The 16,507-nt window shown below is 52.6% G+C and carries 22 protein-coding genes; 16 read left to right on the top strand and 6 right to left on the bottom strand.

Going from position 1 to position 16,507, the window contains the following annotated elements:
* Positions 1-37 precede the first annotated feature (37 nt).
* The 9 genes from EBA_RS19905 (at position 38) to hypB (ending at position 6,603) form a co-directional block, all read left to right on the top strand.
* The gene (locus tag EBA_RS19905) at positions 38-313 is read left to right on the top strand and encodes an antitoxin (RefSeq protein ID WP_192376331.1); all 276 of its coding nucleotides are present in this window, start codon (positions 38-40) and stop codon (positions 311-313) included.
* Between the two features lie 448 nt (positions 314-761).
* Positions 762-1,277 (top strand): hypothetical protein, encoded by a 516-nt coding sequence (locus tag EBA_RS19900; protein ID WP_192376330.1) that lies wholly within the window; start codon positions 762-764, stop codon positions 1,275-1,277.
* 60 nt (positions 1,278-1,337) lie between these two features.
* Complete coding sequence (locus EBA_RS19895) at positions 1,338-2,300, top strand: hypothetical protein (protein ID WP_192376329.1); 963 nt, start codon at positions 1,338-1,340, stop codon at positions 2,298-2,300.
* Positions 2,301-2,717: 417 nt separating this feature from the next.
* Positions 2,718-3,566: a hydrogenase expression/formation protein gene (locus tag EBA_RS19890; RefSeq protein ID WP_192376328.1), complete on the top strand. Its 849-nt coding sequence runs from the start codon at positions 2,718-2,720 to the stop codon at positions 3,564-3,566.
* On the top strand, positions 3,563-3,784 hold the full coding sequence (locus EBA_RS19885; protein ID WP_192376327.1) for a rubredoxin: 222 nt from the start codon (positions 3,563-3,565) through the stop codon (positions 3,782-3,784). Before EBA_RS19890 ends, EBA_RS19885 begins: the two co-directional genes overlap by 4 nt.
* A gap of 2 nt (positions 3,785-3,786) precedes the next feature.
* On the top strand, positions 3,787-4,248 hold the full coding sequence (gene hybE, locus EBA_RS19880) for a [NiFe]-hydrogenase assembly chaperone HybE (protein ID WP_192376326.1): 462 nt from the start codon (positions 3,787-3,789) through the stop codon (positions 4,246-4,248).
* Complete coding sequence (locus tag EBA_RS19875; protein WP_192376325.1) at positions 4,249-5,400, top strand: nickel-dependent hydrogenase large subunit; 1,152 nt, start codon at positions 4,249-4,251, stop codon at positions 5,398-5,400.
* A gap of 37 nt (positions 5,401-5,437) precedes the next feature.
* Positions 5,438-5,779, top strand: a complete 342-nt coding sequence (gene hypA, locus EBA_RS19870) for a hydrogenase maturation nickel metallochaperone HypA (RefSeq protein ID WP_192376324.1) — start codon at positions 5,438-5,440, stop codon at positions 5,777-5,779.
* Positions 5,779-6,603, top strand: coding sequence for a hydrogenase nickel incorporation protein HypB (gene hypB, locus EBA_RS19865; RefSeq protein WP_192376323.1), 825 nt, complete (start codon positions 5,779-5,781; stop codon positions 6,601-6,603). The genes hypA and hypB overlap by 1 nt, the downstream gene beginning before the upstream one ends.
* 87 nt (positions 6,604-6,690) lie before the next feature.
* On the opposite strand, the gene EBA_RS19860 is transcribed toward hypB, so the two are convergent.
* Entirely contained in the window at positions 6,691-7,536 is an 846-nt protein-coding gene (locus EBA_RS19860; protein WP_192376322.1) for a PEP-CTERM sorting domain-containing protein, read from the bottom strand.
* A gap of 548 nt (positions 7,537-8,084) precedes the next feature.
* Here EBA_RS19860 and EBA_RS19855 point away from each other — a divergent pair.
* A complete protein-coding gene (locus EBA_RS19855) occupies positions 8,085-8,312 on the top strand; it encodes a HypC/HybG/HupF family hydrogenase formation chaperone (RefSeq protein ID WP_192376321.1) in 228 nt (75 codons plus the stop codon).
* Entirely contained in the window at positions 8,309-9,418 is a 1,110-nt protein-coding gene (hypD, locus tag EBA_RS19850; RefSeq protein WP_192376320.1) for a hydrogenase formation protein HypD, read from the top strand. Before EBA_RS19855 ends, hypD begins: the two co-directional genes overlap by 4 nt.
* A 64-nt stretch (positions 9,419-9,482) precedes the next feature.
* Here the strand turns inward: hypD and EBA_RS19845 are convergent, their stop codons facing one another.
* From EBA_RS19845 to EBA_RS19825, 5 genes are all read right to left on the bottom strand, one after another.
* Positions 9,483-9,740 carry a hypothetical protein gene (locus EBA_RS19845; protein WP_192376319.1) on the bottom strand — a complete coding sequence of 86 codons (258 nt, stop codon included), beginning with the start codon at positions 9,738-9,740 and terminating at the stop codon, positions 9,483-9,485.
* Positions 9,741-9,980: 240 nt separating this feature from the next.
* Positions 9,981-10,256 carry a type II toxin-antitoxin system RelE/ParE family toxin gene (locus EBA_RS19840; protein WP_192376318.1) on the bottom strand — a complete coding sequence of 92 codons (276 nt, stop codon included), beginning with the start codon at positions 10,254-10,256 and terminating at the stop codon, positions 9,981-9,983.
* Entirely contained in the window at positions 10,256-10,510 is a 255-nt protein-coding gene (locus EBA_RS19835) for a type II toxin-antitoxin system Phd/YefM family antitoxin (RefSeq protein ID WP_192376317.1), read from the bottom strand. Before EBA_RS19835 ends, EBA_RS19840 begins: the two co-directional genes overlap by 1 nt.
* Before the next feature lie 78 nt (positions 10,511-10,588).
* Positions 10,589-11,014 carry a PIN domain-containing protein gene (locus EBA_RS19830; RefSeq protein WP_192376316.1) on the bottom strand — a complete coding sequence of 142 codons (426 nt, stop codon included), beginning with the start codon at positions 11,012-11,014 and terminating at the stop codon, positions 10,589-10,591.
* A complete protein-coding gene (locus tag EBA_RS19825) occupies positions 11,001-11,234 on the bottom strand; it encodes an AbrB/MazE/SpoVT family DNA-binding domain-containing protein (protein WP_192376315.1) in 234 nt (77 codons plus the stop codon). The genes EBA_RS19830 and EBA_RS19825 overlap by 14 nt, the downstream gene beginning before the upstream one ends.
* Before the next feature lie 131 nt (positions 11,235-11,365).
* On the opposite strand from EBA_RS19825, the gene EBA_RS19820 reads away from it, so the two are divergent.
* The 5 genes from EBA_RS19820 (at position 11,366) to hypF (ending at position 16,485) form a co-directional block, all read left to right on the top strand.
* Positions 11,366-11,659, top strand: a complete 294-nt coding sequence (locus EBA_RS19820) for a type II toxin-antitoxin system RelE/ParE family toxin (RefSeq protein WP_192376314.1) — start codon at positions 11,366-11,368, stop codon at positions 11,657-11,659.
* Positions 11,660-11,662: 3 nt separating this feature from the next.
* Positions 11,663-11,947: an addiction module antidote protein gene (locus EBA_RS19815; protein ID WP_192376313.1), complete on the top strand. Its 285-nt coding sequence runs from the start codon at positions 11,663-11,665 to the stop codon at positions 11,945-11,947.
* Positions 11,948-12,082: 135 nt separating this feature from the next.
* Positions 12,083-12,934 (top strand): hypothetical protein, encoded by an 852-nt coding sequence (locus EBA_RS19810; protein ID WP_192376312.1) that lies wholly within the window; start codon positions 12,083-12,085, stop codon positions 12,932-12,934.
* Between the two features lie 108 nt (positions 12,935-13,042).
* Positions 13,043-14,080 (top strand): hydrogenase expression/formation protein HypE, encoded by a 1,038-nt coding sequence (hypE, locus tag EBA_RS19805; RefSeq protein ID WP_192376311.1) that lies wholly within the window; start codon positions 13,043-13,045, stop codon positions 14,078-14,080.
* Positions 14,080-16,485, top strand: a complete 2,406-nt coding sequence (gene hypF / locus EBA_RS19800; protein ID WP_192377346.1) for a carbamoyltransferase HypF — start codon at positions 14,080-14,082, stop codon at positions 16,483-16,485. Before hypE ends, hypF begins: the two co-directional genes overlap by 1 nt.
* The last annotated feature ends 22 nt before the right edge of the window (positions 16,486-16,507 follow it).

Genomic DNA, 16,507 nt, shown 5'->3' with positions numbered 1-16,507 from the left:
CGTAAATATCACAAGCAATATTTTAAAGAGGCTCATCATGACCACTGAACTAACGGTTGAAGAACAAGAGGTTGTCGATTATGTCGAAGGCGGTGCGGCTATTAGTATCAATAATCTGGACGATGAAAAAAGCCGGTACAGCCAGATTGCCCGTGATCAAATCGGCAAAAAGAAAACGGTCAGTATTCGGTTGTTGGAAAGCGATCTCGAACGTTTGAAGGCGCAGTCGGTTAGCCAGGGATTGCCGTATCAGGTTTTGATTAGTTCGTTAATACATCAGTATGCGAATGGGAAGATTAAATTTGATGCTTGATGAGTGAGTTTTCCTAGTTTCCAAGCTTGTTGATTCAATGTGTCGCTGTCGCGACGGTTGTTTTGAAGTCGGGTCTCGGCCCGACAGCCGAAATACTTTCTTTTGCGTGGCCAAAAGAAAGTATTCAAAGAAAAGGCCACCCGGTATTCCGCCTTAATCCTGCGCGTCTCGCTTTTGGCGAGGGTTTTCGGAAGGGCCATCCCTGGCCCTCCGAAAACGAGCGGCATCCCTGCCGCTCCCCTGCGGGCTGATCTCGCCAAAAGCTGCGATGCTCGGGGCGGAATAACGGGAACAACCCCGTCGCCAGACGAAAGGTTATAAGATTATTTTGAACGCTAGGTTTGTAATTGTGTTGTAGGATGCTGCCGACGTAAGGAGGTGCATCGTTCGCGACCGATGCGCTTCTCTCCGTTCAGCACATCTTATAGGACTAGATTTGTCAGGCATTATGAATAATAAATCAAATTTAGCTAGAACTACTTTATTCTTTGTTTTATTAACATTTATATTGTCGTTAGCCGATCTGGATGTTTTTTTATTAAAAATTCCAGAGTTTAATCAATTAGAAACTGGTCATGGCTCTATAAATTTTAGCCTTACTCCACTAAGCAGAGGCAGTTCATTAATACTTGGCAATAAGGGTAAAACAATAGAATTGAACTGCTGGATAACAAGTGTTGGGACGAAGGATTGTTTTGCTACTGAAGATAAAAATCCATTTAAAGGTAAAAATGCGAAGGCATGGTGGTATGAAGCAAGAATAAATGGATTTTTTACTGAAAATCGGCTTCTACAGCTTGAGGTGGATGGAAAGCTAGTAATTAACTATTTAGATCAACGAAATAAATATATCAAAATTAAGGAATCTTATATTTATGTTTGGCCTATGTTTTTTTGCGTCGCTGTGTTTTTTTATTTTATTGTGCGTTTCAGTAACAATTGTCGCAATAGTTATTCAACGTAGCAATGTTGGGTGGGCATATGTTTTTCGTGCCCAGGCGGAAAACTGCCTAATACAAAGGCCATGAAATCAATTATTCAATTTCTAGTAATTCTTGCGACATTGGCAGGAATGGTTATCCTGTCCTTCTTCTCAAAATCAATGGACGAAGGGAATACTAGTGCCAGTATGTACTACGGCATTCTTGCTATATTGATTATTGGTGCTTTTATACTGCTATTTCGATGGGATAAAAGACGCATTCAAAAGGAAGAATTTGAATTACGGCAACGTGTTGATGCAAGGGTCAGGGTTGCGCTGAATTACAAACACCCCGTTGAATTTTATGCAAAACCGTCCCAATTCGGATTCTTGGTATTTATATTTATCTTGAGTTTAGGGTCTATCTATTTAGGTGTTTATTTACTTTCCGATTTACCGTCAACTGAGTGGTTGTTAGGGGCCGCTTTTCTATCTGGCGGAATATTATTTGGTATCGCATCGTTTGCATCGGGAAAACGGTTGATCGGCCGTCCGGTGATTCGCCTTGATTTACGTGGCGTGAAGCATTTTCGCTTCGGCTTCATACCTTGGAGCGAGGTAACTGATGTTTTTCTCCAAGCCGCAGTAATTAAAGGAAACCAGGTATTCTCTTTGCGGGTCGCAACCATAAATAAGTCGATTTATCTGGCACGGCTTCCCCGCTGGTTGCGAGTATTTCATAAACTTGAGCCCGGTGGATTATCACTCCCTTTGCCGCTGTCGGAGCAAGATGCCAGAATAGTTGACGGCGTTGCAAAAGGTTATGCAAACTATGCCGGAGCACGGACTATCGAACAAACAATTTCAAGAAAAGTAGTAGATGAAATATCTTCAATACAAACATCGCAACAAAGAATGAAACGATTACAGGAATTGATGACAGAAACATCGGGGGAGTTTGAAAAACGGCGTCAAGAAATTTCCAGAACTAATATGCTTTACAGCGTGATCTTAATATTAGGGGTTATTGCCATTTTTGTCGGAGCATGGGTCAAAAGCAAGTAGCCTCGATGAAACGCAGTGGAATCGAGGATGATCGAAGCTATCCAACCCTCGATTTCGTTACACTGCATCGAGGCTACATTATTTAAAGCAAACATGAACGCTTCAAATTCCGGGACGTTTTAGTCCCGTTATTCCGCCCCGAGCATCGCAGCTTTTGGCGAGACTAGCCCGATAGGGGAGCGGCAGGGATGCCGCTCGTTTTCGGAGGGCCAGGGATGGCCCTTCCGAAAACCCTCGCCAAAAGCAAGACGCGCAGGATTAAGGCGGAATACCGGGTGGCCTTTTCTTTGAATACTTTCTTTTGGCCACGCAAAAGAAAGTATTTCGGCTGTCGGGCCGAGACCCGACATTTAAAACCATCCTCGCGATAGCGACACCAATAAAACAAACATCCCGAAACCAACAAATAACTGAAACATGACCAGCATATCTCTCCCTATTTTCGGCCAAGGCAGCCAACCCGCCGAGGAAGACGGCGTCGAACTCGACTATCTGGCGATGCCGGAAGAAATGACGACCTACCGGATGCCGACGATTTCGGTGGACTTGAATGCGGCCGATCTGGCGCAGGCCAAAACCGCGTTGCAGCAGCTCGAGCAGAATTTGGCAAAGTATCCAGCAACCAGCCAAGCCATAGACTTGATCAAACTGGATCAAACCAATCGCCAGTTCGTCGACGAACTGCTGGGTGAGGGTGAGGTCAGCATGCTGTGTAAAGGCGCCCAAACCCTGCGGATACAGGAGTCGGTACTGGCCGGGGTCTGGCGCTCGCAACGCCTCGATGCGCAAAAGCAGATCGTCACCGATACCTTGGAAGTCGGCATCATCCCGCAAGCCATCTTGCAAACCACGTTTGCCGGTGCCGCCGAGCATATTGATACCGACATGCGTGCGCTGCCGGACGGCGTGATGAACGCGCCGCCGCTGCTGGCCGAGTTGAATGCCAAGATCGCCGAGTATCAACCGGGTGCTGAGGCGCATGTCATCAATTTAAGTTTGTTGCCGCAAACCGAGCAGGATTTGGCGCTACTGGAACAGCGCTTGGGCAAGGGGGCGGTGACTATTTTGTCGCGCGGTTACGGTAATTGCCGGATCGACGCCACGGCCACCCGTAATGTTTGGTGGGTGCGTTATTTCAATTCTCAAGATACCTTGATCCTCAACACCCTGGAAGTCAGCGACGTACCCAATGTGGCCTGTGCCTCGGCGGAAGACATTGCCGACAGCTACCAGCGGTTGCAGGAAATTTTGCAGGTGTATTTGTGAGCGAAGGCTTCTTCGCCGGTGCTTACGGTGGCGATGCCGCCAACTTGCCAGTAGACGCCAAGCTGGAATGCAAAATTTGCTGGCATGTCTACGACCCCGCCGCAGGCGACGCCGTCTGGCAAGTGCCGCCCGGCACCGCCTTTGCCGACTTGCCGGACCATTGGAGCTGCCCACAATGCGGCGCACCCAAACAAGGTTTTTTGGTGTTGGACGACTAAACATGCAATGGCAGGACGGCGAGCAGATTCGGTGGACGCTGGAACGCGTGTTTAACGACATCCTCAGCCAGCGCATGCACGACGTGCCGGTAGTGAATCATGCGCTGGCGGTGCGGGCGCTGGGTTTTAACCGCTACAACGCGGATTGGGCGGGGGTGTTGATTACGCCGTGGTATATGAATGTACTGCTGCTGCCGGGGCCGGAGAGCGCGTGGATAACACAGCCGCCCGGCAGCAAGTTTGAACAGGCATTTCCCTACGGTAGTTTCGAGTTTACGGTTGCCGACGAAGCGCAACTGGGGCGCTACGCCCAGTGTTCGCTGTTTTCGCCGATGTTTCAATTTGCCGATCAAGCGGCGGCTGAGGCTGCTGCCAACAGCGCCTTACAAGCGTTGTTGGCCGTACCCGCGCCGCGCGCAATCAGTCGCCGCGATTTGTTGCGCGGCAATTTGGTACGATCTTAAGTGACGCCGGCGGGTGAGATTCATATCGAACTGACGCATCGCGCCGGCCAGGTTGGTTCGGTGAAGATAGCTTCTACCCGGCCAGAGGCGGCGCAAGCCTTGGTCGGTAAAACCCCGGAACAGCTGTTGAGTATGCTGCCGCTGCTGTTTTCTTTATGTGGCAATGCCCAGGCCTACGCCGCGTTATTAGCTTGTCGCGCCGCCTTGGGATTGGCTGCCGAGCCGGCAGCCGACGCTGCTCGGGAATGCTTGCTGCGACTGGAGACCGTGCGCGAACACGCTTGGCGTATATTGTTGGACTGGCCGGCTTTATTGGGAAAGCCTGCAGATAAAGCCGCTATGGTGGCCTTATTGAAACTGGATAGGCAATTCAAAGCCTGTTTGTTTGCGGATGGCGAGGCGTTTAGATTGGATAGCCGTTTGCAGATCGATGAGCCGAGCTTTAACGGCTTGAGCGCCGAGCTGACTGACTTAATCGATCACGCGATTTTCGCAGGTGGTTTGGACCGGTTTCTGGCGATTACCGACGCAGCGCAATTGCGTGATTTTGTGGTTGGCAACACGGGTTTGGCTGCTCAACTATTGAACGCTCTGTACCAACGGGATTGGTTGGCGCTGGGCGCTAGTTCAGTGTCTTGTTTGCCGGAACTAGAGTACGCCGAGTTGCATCAGCATATGCAACACGCGGATTTATCGGCATTTTGCCGGACGCCACAGTGGCAAGGCCGTTGTTACGAAGCGACGCCACTCAGTCGCCAACAAGCGCAGCCTCTGATCGTGGAATTACAAAGCCGATACGGCACGGGTTTGTTGGTGCGATTTGTGGCGGTATTGCTGGAAGTAACGGCTGTGCCAAAGCTCGTCGCGCTGCCCACTCGCGCGACAGGCGGCGGGGCAGATGGTGTTGGTCTGGCACAAGTACAGGCCGCGCGCGGCTTGTTGATTCATCGTCTGGCCTTACGTCAAAGCCGGGTGTACGATTACCGCATTGTCGCGCCGACCGAATGGAATGTTCATCCCGACGGCGTGCTGGCCCAAGGTTTAAAGGCTTTGCAGGCGACCGATGCCGATGATTTGCGGCAGCAGGCGGAATGGTTAATTCAGGCGGTGGACCCTTGCGTGGCCTATCGTGTGACATTGCATAAACAGTAGGCTACGCACCGCTTATCATCGAGAGCTGGTAATCATCATGCACGAAATGTCGCTCTGCGAGAGCGTGTTACAGATCATCGAACAGCAGGCCAAGGCCCAGCAATTTGCCAAGGTCAAAACCGTGTGGCTTGAGATTGGTGCCTTGTCCGGCGTGGAGCCGGAGGCGATGCAGTTTAGTTTTGAAGTGGTGATGCAAGGCTCCCTGGCCGCACAGGCCAAGCTGGAAATTATCCCCGTGCCGGGCGTGGCCTGGTGTATGCCCTGCGGCTGCGAGGTGCTGGTGCAACAGTTGTACGACGAATGCCCGCACTGCGGCAGTCATCAATTACAGATCGTCGATGGCGATCAAATGCGAATTAAAGAACTGGAGGTAGAGTAATGTGCGGCGTATGCGGCTGCGGCGAGGGCCATATTCACTCGCACGACGAACCACACGATCACGAGCATGCTCATGATCACCACCACGGTCATGACCATGGTCATCACCATCACGAACATACGGCAGAACACGCGCACGCGCCGGGTTTGACCCAGGCGCGGATGGTGCAGATCGAGCAGGATATTCTGGCTAAAAACAATCGCTATGCCGACGAAAACCGCCGCTATTTTAGCGAGCGCGGCATGCTGGCGTTGAATTTGGTGTCCAGTCCCGGCTCCGGTAAGACCACGCTGTTGACCGAAACGATACTGCGTTTAAAAGACGAGTTGAGCATAGCGGTAATCGAAGGCGACCAACAAACCGCTCGCGATGCCGACCGCATTCGCGCCACCGGCGTACCGGCCTTGCAAATCAATACCGGCAAGGGCTGTCATTTGGACGCGCACCGGGTGGGTCATGGCTTGGAAAGTCTGAATCTGCCCGAGCACAGCTTGTTGTTTATCGAAAACGTCGGCAATCTGGTCTGCCCGTCGGCGTTTGATTTAGGCGAAGCGCACAAGGTGGTGATTTTGTCGGTGACCGAAGGCGAAGATAAGCCAATCAAATACCCGGACATGTTCCATGCCGCCGATTTGATGATCCTGAACAAAACCGATTTGCTGCCGTATCTGGATTTCGATAGTGCGCAATGCATTCAATATGCGAAGCAGGTTAATCCGCGCATCAAGGTATTGTCGCTATCGGCCAAGACCGGCGAAGGTATGGAAAACTGGCTGACCTGGCTGCGGGCGGAGATGGCTTTGCAGCGGATTGCTTATGCTTGATCGAATGCTTACGACTCCCATCCCTGTACTCAAATGTGAGCCGTAATAATGCCGTGGAGAATATCTTAGAGTATTTAGTATTTGCTCTCAGGTGCGGCGACGCAAAAGACCTAAAAGGCCGCTGGCAAATAGCCATCCGGCGCTTGGTGCAGGGACTGGAGTGGGTATTATGATGCCGTCATAGAGCTTCAATGAGGCGATGCGACCGTCGGCAAACTCTTGTTGGGCGGGACCGGCAAGGTTGTCTACAAAGAAGTGCAATAGGTGGCTGGGATTATTGGGGTTGTCTAGGTTTAGCTGGTCCGAGTCGGAAGTCAGTTCCAGGATGCCGTCCAGATAGGCCTTCACCTCACGTGTGCCGTTGACCACGTTGTTGGTGAGCACTACATTATGAAATCCGGGGGTGGTGAATAAGGTATTCCCGCTTATTACGGGATACACAAACAATTTGTTGCTTGGATCGACATAAAAGCCGTCGTCGGATTGACGGTTTTGTGTGTCGATGATTCTGCGCCAGCCACTGCCAAACGCAGCTTGTTCCAGGAATTCGAAGGTTAATTCGACGGAATAGTTGTTGTAGGAAACCAGTCCGCTGGCATTTAGTTGCAGTCCGGCGTTTTGTGCAGAATCGCTACCATTGCCGTTCCAGTGAAATACCCGTTGGTTTTGGCCGTTGACGGTTGTGGTTTCGAATCCGCTTAAGCCCAGAGGATCAATCGATAATAAGTCGGGTGCCGACGCTTCATTGGCGGCCAAGCTGTCATTAAAGGAGTAACTGGCTACCAGCGTTGCCGCGTTAGCAGGCAGACAGGCAGCGAATAGCACCTGGAGCAACAAAGTGCGCCAAACGGTTTTGTTTGTTTTTGTCTTTTTGTGATGGCCAGGACTCAGCGAAAGGAAGGTGGATTGATGTCTTTGAATATCGATAAACATTGGTTTCTCCTATTTCTAGTGTTGATTGTGCTGTTACTTGAAGGTAGGCGTTGACAGCTTAGCGCCGGATCATACGGCTGGTTCGATTCATGAAACATGGTTTGACCGAAAGAATGGGTCCGAGGCAACGCAAGCGCAGCAGGCTAACGCTAACACACTGTGGCAATGCTTGCAAAACCCCTTCGCGTCGTTGGGATAGGGCATTCTCGGATAATGCCTTGATCGACGTTAAAGCCATGAGATTATGTAAACCAGAGCAACAAAAGTGTGTCTTGGTTACGCAGATATCTAAACCCTGGTTGGGGATTAGTGATTACCGCTACTATAGCTAAAATCATCGAAAGCTCGTTCAGTTATAGATCGGAGCATGTGAAGGTTTACTATGCATTTGTCTTTAGCTTGCCGAAACACGGCCGTGCTTCGACAAGCTCGGTACGCGTGGTAAAAGCATTTAAAAGCCGGATCAATAGACTATGACCTGTAAGCCCTCTGGCAAAAAGTGGTAAAAAGTAGTCAGCGAATTAATTTAACCTATTAACCTTATTTTTATGTGCCTAGCCCTACCTGCCCAAATTACCGATATTGATTTCTCCTCGCAAATGGCGACCGCCGCTGTGGACGGGGTTAAAGTCGAAGTCTCGCTGGCGCTGGTTGATGACGTGAAAGTGGGTGACTATGTGCTGGTGCACGTCGGTTATGCGCTGAACAAGATCGACGAAGAAGAGGCCTTAAAAACCTTGGCGCTGTTCGCCGAAGCGGGTCTGACGGCGTCATGAAATACATAGACGAATTTCGGCAGCACGACCTGGCCAAGCAACTGGCTAACAGCATTGCGCAAACCGTTAATCCGGACCGCCATTACCGGTTGATGGAGTTCTGCGGCGGCCATACCCACGCGATTTTCCGTTACGGCGTGCAAGATTTAATGCCGAGCAATGTCGAATTCATCCACGGCCCCGGTTGTCCGGTGTGCGTGTTGCCGACCGGGCGCATCGATAATGCGATTCAATTGGTCGAGCAGCATGAGGTGATACTTTGCACTTATGCCGACCTGATGCGGGTGCCGGCCTCGCAGCGGAACAGTTTGTTGAAAGCTAAAGCGGCTGGCGGCGATATTCGCATGGTGTATTCCACGCAAGATGCCTTGAAAATCGCCCGCGATAATCCAGACACACAGGTAGTGTTCTTCGCCATCGGTTTCGAAACCACCACGCCGCCGACGGCGGTGGCTATCAAACAAGCTCAAGCCGGAGGCTTGGGCAATTTCAGCGTGTTCTGCAACCACGTACTAACCCCAGCGGCGATGCAAGCCATTCTGGATGCGCCGGAGCCGGTGCAAATCGACGCGTTTCTCGGCCCCTCGCACGTCAGCAGCGTGATCGGCAGCAAACCCTACGAAACCTTTGCCGAACACTACGCCAAGCCCATCGTCATCGCCGGTTTCGAGCCGCTGGACGTGATGCAATCGGCCTTGATGTTGATCCGCCAACTCAATGCCGGCCAGCATACAGTGGAAAATGAATACAGCCGCGCGGTGACCCGCGACGGCAATCTTAAAGCCCAAGCTTTGGTGGCCGAGATATTCGAGTTAAGGCCGCACTTCGAGTGGCGCGGTTTGGGTTTGATTCCGCACAGTGCATTGAAGTTAAAAGCTGATTACGCCGAGTTCGACGCCGAACAGCGCTTCGATATTCCAGCCATCCAAGCCAGCGATGTCAAAGGCTGCGAGTGTCCAGCCATACTGCGCGGCGCAAAAAAGCCGCAGGATTGCAAACTGCTAGGCACCGTCTGCACCCCGGAAAACCCGATGGGCTCGTGTATGGTGTCGTCGGAAGGGGCTTGCGCGGCCTACTGGAGTTACGGGCGGCTGCGGCACAGTTAGAAAAAGCGGACGTCTTTTAACGCCCGCTTGGGTGGCCCGTGTTTAGCGGGCTAGGCGATGTGGCTTATTTATAGATTTCTGCCGCCGCCGCTTTCAGTTTCGCTTCGTCGCCTTGCATCGGTTTCATCATGGGGTTTGTCGACGCTTTGGCGCCGGCGACCAAATCGTCGGCGGTTTTGAATTTAGCTTTCAAGGCATCGACGGCCGGCGCGACCGAACCGTTATGGCAACCTTTGCAAGTAGCCGCCGCATCGGCGCTGGCCAGTGAAGGCGTGATGGCAACAGCTGCCAGTGCCAATAAAGCGAGTAGATTTGTTTTCATGAACGTTACCTCGTGTTAATTATTATTTTTAGACTACGGCCCGGACAAGCGCCCAAACCGCTGGTGCGGATGATTTTAGGCATCAGCATGGGTTTTCTACCATAGCCGGAAATTCCAGGCAATCGCTTAAGGGTTTGGGCGAGGCGATAACCGGTGTCGCGGGGTATGGCGAGTATGGTCATGCCGTATATTGACGGGTATTGAATAACTGTTTTAGGAGGTGACGGGCTGCGCTTGGGTTCAGTAAACCGCGTCGTGATCGCCAATATTGATGGGAATAATCCGGCCGTCCTCGATCAATAATTCCAGGGTAATGCGGTAAGACAAATTGATGGAAACCGAATGCAGCCCAGCCCACTTGCCTTGTAACGGATGCAAACGGAGCGACGGGTGAAACGGATTGGCTTCCAGTAACTGCAAGGTCTTTAAATACGGTTGCCGTAGTGCCGGATGGCGTTTGATAAAGCGTGCGGCTTTTTTGTTGTATTGCTCGGTAAAAACCAAGGCATACGCCATTACAGGGTATCCAGTCGCGCCAAATGTGCTTCCGGCGACTCCTGCGTGAAGCGGCCGGCCGCCAAATCCGTGCGGGTTTGCGCCAACGCTGCATCCAGTTCGCATTCGCGCAAATAGTGGTAATGGGCGATGTCCATCACCACAAAACGCTCCTTGCCGCGCACCGACACCACCGCTTCCGGTGCCTCGGCCAGCGCCGCCTCGATAGCAGCGACACCTTTGGTTTTTAAATCGTTGGCGCTAATTTGCGACATGGTTATTCCCGGCAGTTAATTTAGGATGTCAATGGTGTGCTTAATAGTGTGATTAAGCAAGCGGTGTTTCGTATCCAACTATGGAGCCCAAACGGCGAGATCGATAAACGGATTGACGATGCGCAATTGATTGTCGACGACTTGGCCGCGCTGCAGGTCTTCCGAATACAAACAGTCGCATTCGGCGGCCAGCGCCGCACCGACGATCAGGCTGTCGTACCAGGAAAAACCGTAACGTTCGGCGATATCCAGACCCCGTTCGTGAATATCGACGCTAAGCGGGTGGATTTGGCAGACCGATTTGACGATTTGTAGGGCTTCCCTCACTTCGGGATAAGACATTTTGAACGTGCGGGTGGCTACCGAAGTAAATTCGTTCAGCACTTGCACGCTGATCGCGCCGCAGCCGGCAAGCAAGGTTTCGGCTTGGTCTGCCTTGGCATTGTCGGCAGACAGCAAATACAACAGCACGTTGCTGTCGAAAAATGCTTTAGCGGTCTTCATTCGCTTCCAAGCGATCAAACTTGAAATCCGCCGGCATGCGGCCACGGAATTTGCGTAACCGGCCCAGCAGTTCCAGATTACTGGCTTTTTTGTCGATTTCGAACAGCCGTTCGCCGGCAATCTGAATCTCCACGTCGTCGCCTTCCTTCAGTTGCAAGGCTTCGACTACGGCGGCTGGCAAACGAACCGCTAAACTATTACCCCATTTGGCTACTTGCATGGTGTAGCCCTCAATGAAAATATACGGCTTTGAATTGTATATCATCGAACATAGGCGGACCATTTTTGATGTACGCCAAATAAGCTTGAATGACGGTTGAGGGTTAGTATCTAAACGGATACAATTGGCCCGTGAATTATTTTGTGCAGCAAACGGAATCGTTTGCAAAATGGCTGGCGTCATTAAAAGACCTGCGCGCCAAAACTGCAATCTACCGCCGCATTGACCGGGCGCAGGCCGGCAATCTTGGCGACACCAAAGCGGTGGGCGAAGGTGTTTGCGAGATGCGCATCGATCTCGGTGCGGGTTACCGCGTTTATTACACAATACGTAACGGCATGATGATTATTTTGTTGGCCGGCGACGATAAGTCCACCCAACAGTCTGATATTCAACGCGCAATTAAACTGGCTAAAGAGGTTTGAAACATGAGTGAACAACTACTGCTCTTCGACATGACCACGCTGTTGGATAGCGACGAAGCCGTCAGCGAATACCTTAACCAAGTGTTGGAAGACGGCGATAGCGACGAACTGATTAGAGCACTAGGATATATCGCCAAGGCCAAGGGCATGGCCATGATCGCCAAGGAATCCGGCCTGGGCCGCGAAAGTTTGTACAAAGCGTTGGCGCCCGGTGCCAAACCGCGCTTTGACACGGTGTTGAAAGTCATCCGGGCATTGGGGGTTAAATTACATGCCGAACCGGTTTGATGCTGTCTGTCCGCGAACTTGGCAGGCAAAGGCTTGATGCAAGGGTTAGCCAAATTGTAGGATTTGCCGAACAACGTGAGGCGCATCGTTCGCGATTGATTCGCTTGCGCTCAGCGCGTCTATGGCCCTATTTAAATGACTGACAGCACAAAAGACAAACGTAACCCTTATATAAACTCAGCGGGTCAACGTGAGCTACGTAAATCAATAATAGCCTTCATTGATGTCCTTGGATTTAAAGAACTTGTTCGGAAGGCAAAAGATGAAGACAAATCGCAAGAAGTATTTTTAAATTTCCATCAAGCACTATCTTCTTGGCATAAACGCGAAGAAGAATATTACGAAACAAAATTTAAGATGCCTTTTATTGGGGGCAAAAAGGACAGATATAAAATTCGCATTTTTACAGACTGCATTCTGATCGGTTGCCCAATTAGCAAGAGTGGGCGAAGCTACAATTTTATAGAAGGATGCGATGAGTTCTTTGACATATTGTCAACGATTTATCTTCTTCAAGCGGAAATGGTAAATCAAGGTTATTTTGTTCGAGGTGCTATTGCGGTTGACGAACTCTATATGGATGAAGTGATTATTTATGGAAATGGGGCCATAGAAGCTTACGAAGCAGAAGCAAGTAAAGCCAAATATCCGCGCATAATTCTGACAAAATCTGCATCATCTGTTCTCGCAGAAATCTGCAAAGGATTTGAAGATCAGCAGCTTGAAAACTATATTAATAAATTCTTTTTCAAGGACAGTGATGGACAGCTTTTTATCAGTTACCTTGAATCCATTAAGATTGGAGAGGACGATTTTCAATTTGTATCTGAACTGGAAAAACACAAAAATATAATAGAGTTGAAACTCGCCGAATATAAAGATAAACCACGTTATTTAGAAAAATATCTATGGACGGCGAATTACCACAATAATTTCTGTAATCAACCTCCCTACTACGATGACTATAAAATCGATTTAACCAAGTAGGGTATGCATCGCATACCTTTTTTTGCGCTTCAATTGTCGTGGCCTCCTAGGTACGCGGTGCGTACCCTACATCCAATCTATTCGCCCGAACTTCAATAACTTAAACTCATGCCCTACTCCCACTCCCTCAACCTAAAATCCGGCCAAGTCGATCTCACCCACGGCGGTGGTGGCCGGGCGATGGCGCAATTGATTGCAGAACTGTTCGTCAAGCATTTCGACAACGACTTGCTGCGCCGGCAGAACGATCAGGCCTTGTTCGATGTGCCGGCCGGGCGCTTGGCGATCAGCACCGACGGCCATGTGATTTCGCCGCTGTTTTTTCCGGGCGGCGACATCGGCTCGCTGGCGGTGCATGGCACGGTCAACGACGTGGCAATGTCCGGCGCCAAACCGCTTTACCTGAGCGCCGGCTTCATATTGGAAGAGGGCTTGCCGCTGGCCGACCTGGAACGCATCGTCATCAGCATGGCCGCCGCCGCCAAGGTCGCCGGCACGCCGATTGTCACCGGCGATACCAAGGTGGTGGAGCGCGGCAAGGGCGACGGGGTGTTCATCACCACCACCGGCGTCGGCATCGTGCCGGACGGGGTGAATATTTCCAGCGACCGCGCAGAACCCGGTTGCGCGATTTTGCTCAGCGGCAGCATCGGCGACCACGGCGTGGCGATTATGGCCAGCCGCGAGAATCTGCAATTTGAAACCAGCATCATCTCCGATTCGGCGGCGCTGCACGGTTTGGTGGCCGACATGGTGGCCGCGGCGCCGGCAGCGATCCGCTGTTTGCGCGATCCAACCCGCGGCGGCTTGGCGACGGCCTTGAACGAACTGGCTGGTCAGTCCGGTGTAGGCATGGTCATCGACGAGGCGGCGATTCCGGTCAAAGCTCAGGTCAAGGCGGCTTGCGAAATCCTCGGTCTCGATCCTCTGTATGTCGCCAACGAAGGCAAGCTGGTGTGTATCTGCGACGCCGCTGCCGCCGAGACCTTGTTGGCGGCGATGCGCAAGCATCCTTTGGGTCGCGACGCGGCCATCATCGGCCAAGTCATCGCCGACCCGCATCATTTCGTGCAAATGACCACGGCTTTCGGCGGCCGGCGTATCGTCGATTGGCCGGTCGGCGAACAACTACCGCGCATCTGCTGATGCCCGGCAAGGCCATCCGCGCGCGCGGCGTGGTGCAGGGCGTCGGTTTTCGGCCGGCGATCTGGCATCTGGCGCGCGAGTTTGGTTTGACGGGATCGGTGTGGAACGACGCCGAAGGCGTGATGATTCATGTGCATGGCGACGCTGCCGCTCTGGAAGGCTTCGCCGCTGCCATTCCCAAACAGCTACCGCCGTTGGCGCGTTTGGATGCCTTGGAAATCAGTGATTTAGTGGAGGAGGCGGCGGACAGCGAATTTCGTATTCTCGCTAGCCAATCCGGCCGCGCCGAAACGGCAATCGCCGCCGACGCCGCCACCTGCCCGGATTGTTTGGCGGACATAGCCGATCCCGGCAACCGCCGCTACCGTTACCCGTTCACCAACTGCACCCACTGCGGGCCGCGTTTGTCCATCGTTAAGCGTGTGCCTTACGACCGCTGCCATACCAGCATGGCGGCATTTGCGATGTGTCCTGCATGCCAACGCGAATACGACGACCCGGCCGATAGACGCTTTCATGCCCAGGCCAACTGCTGTCCGGTGTGCGGGCCGAAGCTGTGGTTGGAGGCTGCTAGCATTCACACGCTGGGCGAGGGAATGCAGCTGGAGCCGCTAGGCGGTTCGGGACGCTGGAGCGTCCAAGACGGGGTTCCCACGCAGAGCGTGGGAACCATGAGCGGCATGAACGAATTCATCCGCCAAACCGCCGACCTGATCCGTCAAGGCTACATTGTCGCCATCAAAGGTTTGGGCGGTTTTCATCTGGCTTGTGACGCCGGTAACGCCATTGCAGTGGACGAACTACGCCGCCGCAAGCGCCGTTACGCTAAGCCGTTTGCCTTGATGGCGCGGGACGTCGACACCATACGCCGCTATGCGGCAATCAACGACCTCGAGCTGATCGCGCTGCAGTCGACAGCCGCGCCGATTGTGTTGCTGCCAGCGACCGGGGAACAATTGGCGGAAGCTATCGCGCCGGGCGACGATAAACTCGGTTTTATGCTGCCGTACACGCCGCTGCACGCGTTATTGTTGGCCGAATTGCACGCCCCTATCGTGCTGACCTCCGGCAATGTCTCAGACGAACCGCAGTGCATCAGTAACGACGAAGCCCGGGAAAAACTGGTCGGCATCGCCGATTTTTTGTTGCTGCACGACCGCGCTATCGTCAACCGTCTGGACGATTCGGTGGCGCGGTTGATGGCCGGCGAGATCCGCCTATTACGCCGGGCGCGCGGCTACGCGCCGGAAGCGCTGACATTGCCCAAGGGCTTCGAATCCAGCATGCCGGTTCTGGCAATGGGTGCGGAATTGAAGAACAGCTTTTGCTTGCTGAAAAACGGCCAAGCCATTGTCAGCCAACACATCGGCGATTTGGAAAACGCCGCCGTGCAACAAGATTATCGCCATGCCATTGCGCTTTATCGGCAACTGCACGCTTTTACGCCTACTTGCCTTGCCATCGACAGTCATGACGGTTATCTATCAAACCAGTACGGCCGGCAACTGGCCGCCGAAACCGGTTTGCAAGTCGTCAGCGTCCAACATCATCATGCCCATTTGGCCGCTAGTCTGGCGGAACACGGGGTTGAACTGGACGCACCGCCGGTATTGGCGGCGATCTTCGATGGCTTGGGTTTAGGCGAACACGGTGAGTTATGGGGCGGCGAATTTTTGCTGGGCGATTACCGTCACTATACCCGGCTTGGCCATTTTCAACCGATTGCCTTACCCGGCGGCTCGCAGGCCATGCGTGAACCCTGGCGCAACGCCTATGCGCAATTGCGGCATTATTTCGACTGGCAAACCTTACAAAGTAAGTATGCGGATTTGGAGATCATGCGCTTGTTAGCCGGCAAGCCGTTGGCGACGCTGGATACGATGATCGATAAGACACTCAACTCGCCGCTCAGCAGTTCTTGTGGGCGCTGGTTCGACGCCTTCGCCGCCGCCTTGGGCTTGCATCCGGAGCAAGTCCATTTCGAAGGCCAAGCCGCGATTGCGATGGAAGTTTTGGCGACGCCGGTATTTAGTTACGAACAGGCTTACCCGGCGACCTGGTCTATGGACCGGAGCGGCGACTTTTTAGTATTGAGTTGGCAAGGTCTCTGGCAAGCGGTATTGGACGATTTGGCATGCGGCACCGACAAGGCTCGCATCGCCGCCCGTATCCATCACACCCTGGCTGCCGCGACGGTCGGAGTGCTGAATCGATTGAGTGGTCAAACCGGCGCGGATAGCATTGTCTTAAGCGGCGGCGTGTTTCAAAACCGCTTGTTGCTGGAAGCGGTCAGCGAGCAACTGCGGCAACAGGGTAAAACCCTGCTATCGCCGCAACGCTATCCGATGAACGATGGTGGGCTGGCTTTGGGACAGGCGATGATTGCAGCGGCGAGGCATCATTAAATACTTAGATTGCCCATAAGTT

The organism is Methylomonas albis (genome assembly GCF_014850955.1).
GTDB lineage: Bacteria > Pseudomonadota > Gammaproteobacteria > Methylococcales > Methylomonadaceae > Methylomonas > Methylomonas albis.
The sequence above is the reverse complement of the archived record's forward strand: the minus strand, read 5'-3'. Positions and strand labels throughout refer to the sequence as shown.

Coding starts and splice junctions, on each gene's coding strand:
- EBA_RS19905 (WP_192376331.1), top strand. CDS start 38: ATGACCACTGAACTAACGGTTGAAGAACAAGAGGTTGTCGATTATGTC.
- EBA_RS19900 (WP_192376330.1), top strand. CDS start 762: ATGAATAATAAATCAAATTTAGCTAGAACTACTTTATTCTTTGTTTTA.
- EBA_RS19895 (WP_192376329.1), top strand. CDS start 1,338: ATGAAATCAATTATTCAATTTCTAGTAATTCTTGCGACATTGGCAGGA.
- EBA_RS19890 (WP_192376328.1), top strand. CDS start 2,718: ATGACCAGCATATCTCTCCCTATTTTCGGCCAAGGCAGCCAACCCGCC.
- hybE (WP_192376326.1), top strand. CDS start 3,787: ATGCAATGGCAGGACGGCGAGCAGATTCGGTGGACGCTGGAACGCGTG.
- hypA (WP_192376324.1), top strand. CDS start 5,438: ATGCACGAAATGTCGCTCTGCGAGAGCGTGTTACAGATCATCGAACAG.
- hypB (WP_192376323.1), top strand. CDS start 5,779: ATGTGCGGCGTATGCGGCTGCGGCGAGGGCCATATTCACTCGCACGAC.
- EBA_RS19860 (WP_192376322.1), bottom strand. CDS start 7,536: ATGTTTATCGATATTCAAAGACATCAATCCACCTTCCTTTCGCTGAGT.
- EBA_RS19855 (WP_192376321.1), top strand. CDS start 8,085: ATGTGCCTAGCCCTACCTGCCCAAATTACCGATATTGATTTCTCCTCG.
- hypD (WP_192376320.1), top strand. CDS start 8,309: ATGAAATACATAGACGAATTTCGGCAGCACGACCTGGCCAAGCAACTG.
- EBA_RS19845 (WP_192376319.1), bottom strand. CDS start 9,740: ATGAAAACAAATCTACTCGCTTTATTGGCACTGGCAGCTGTTGCCATC.
- EBA_RS19840 (WP_192376318.1), bottom strand. CDS start 10,256: ATGGCGTATGCCTTGGTTTTTACCGAGCAATACAACAAAAAAGCCGCA.
- EBA_RS19835 (WP_192376317.1), bottom strand. CDS start 10,510: ATGTCGCAAATTAGCGCCAACGATTTAAAAACCAAAGGTGTCGCTGCT.
- EBA_RS19830 (WP_192376316.1), bottom strand. CDS start 11,014: ATGAAGACCGCTAAAGCATTTTTCGACAGCAACGTGCTGTTGTATTTG.
- EBA_RS19825 (WP_192376315.1), bottom strand. CDS start 11,234: ATGCAAGTAGCCAAATGGGGTAATAGTTTAGCGGTTCGTTTGCCAGCC.
- EBA_RS19815 (WP_192376313.1), top strand. CDS start 11,663: ATGAGTGAACAACTACTGCTCTTCGACATGACCACGCTGTTGGATAGC.
- EBA_RS19810 (WP_192376312.1), top strand. CDS start 12,083: ATGACTGACAGCACAAAAGACAAACGTAACCCTTATATAAACTCAGCG.
- hypE (WP_192376311.1), top strand. CDS start 13,043: ATGCCCTACTCCCACTCCCTCAACCTAAAATCCGGCCAAGTCGATCTC.
- hypF (WP_192377346.1), top strand. CDS start 14,080: ATGCCCGGCAAGGCCATCCGCGCGCGCGGCGTGGTGCAGGGCGTCGGT.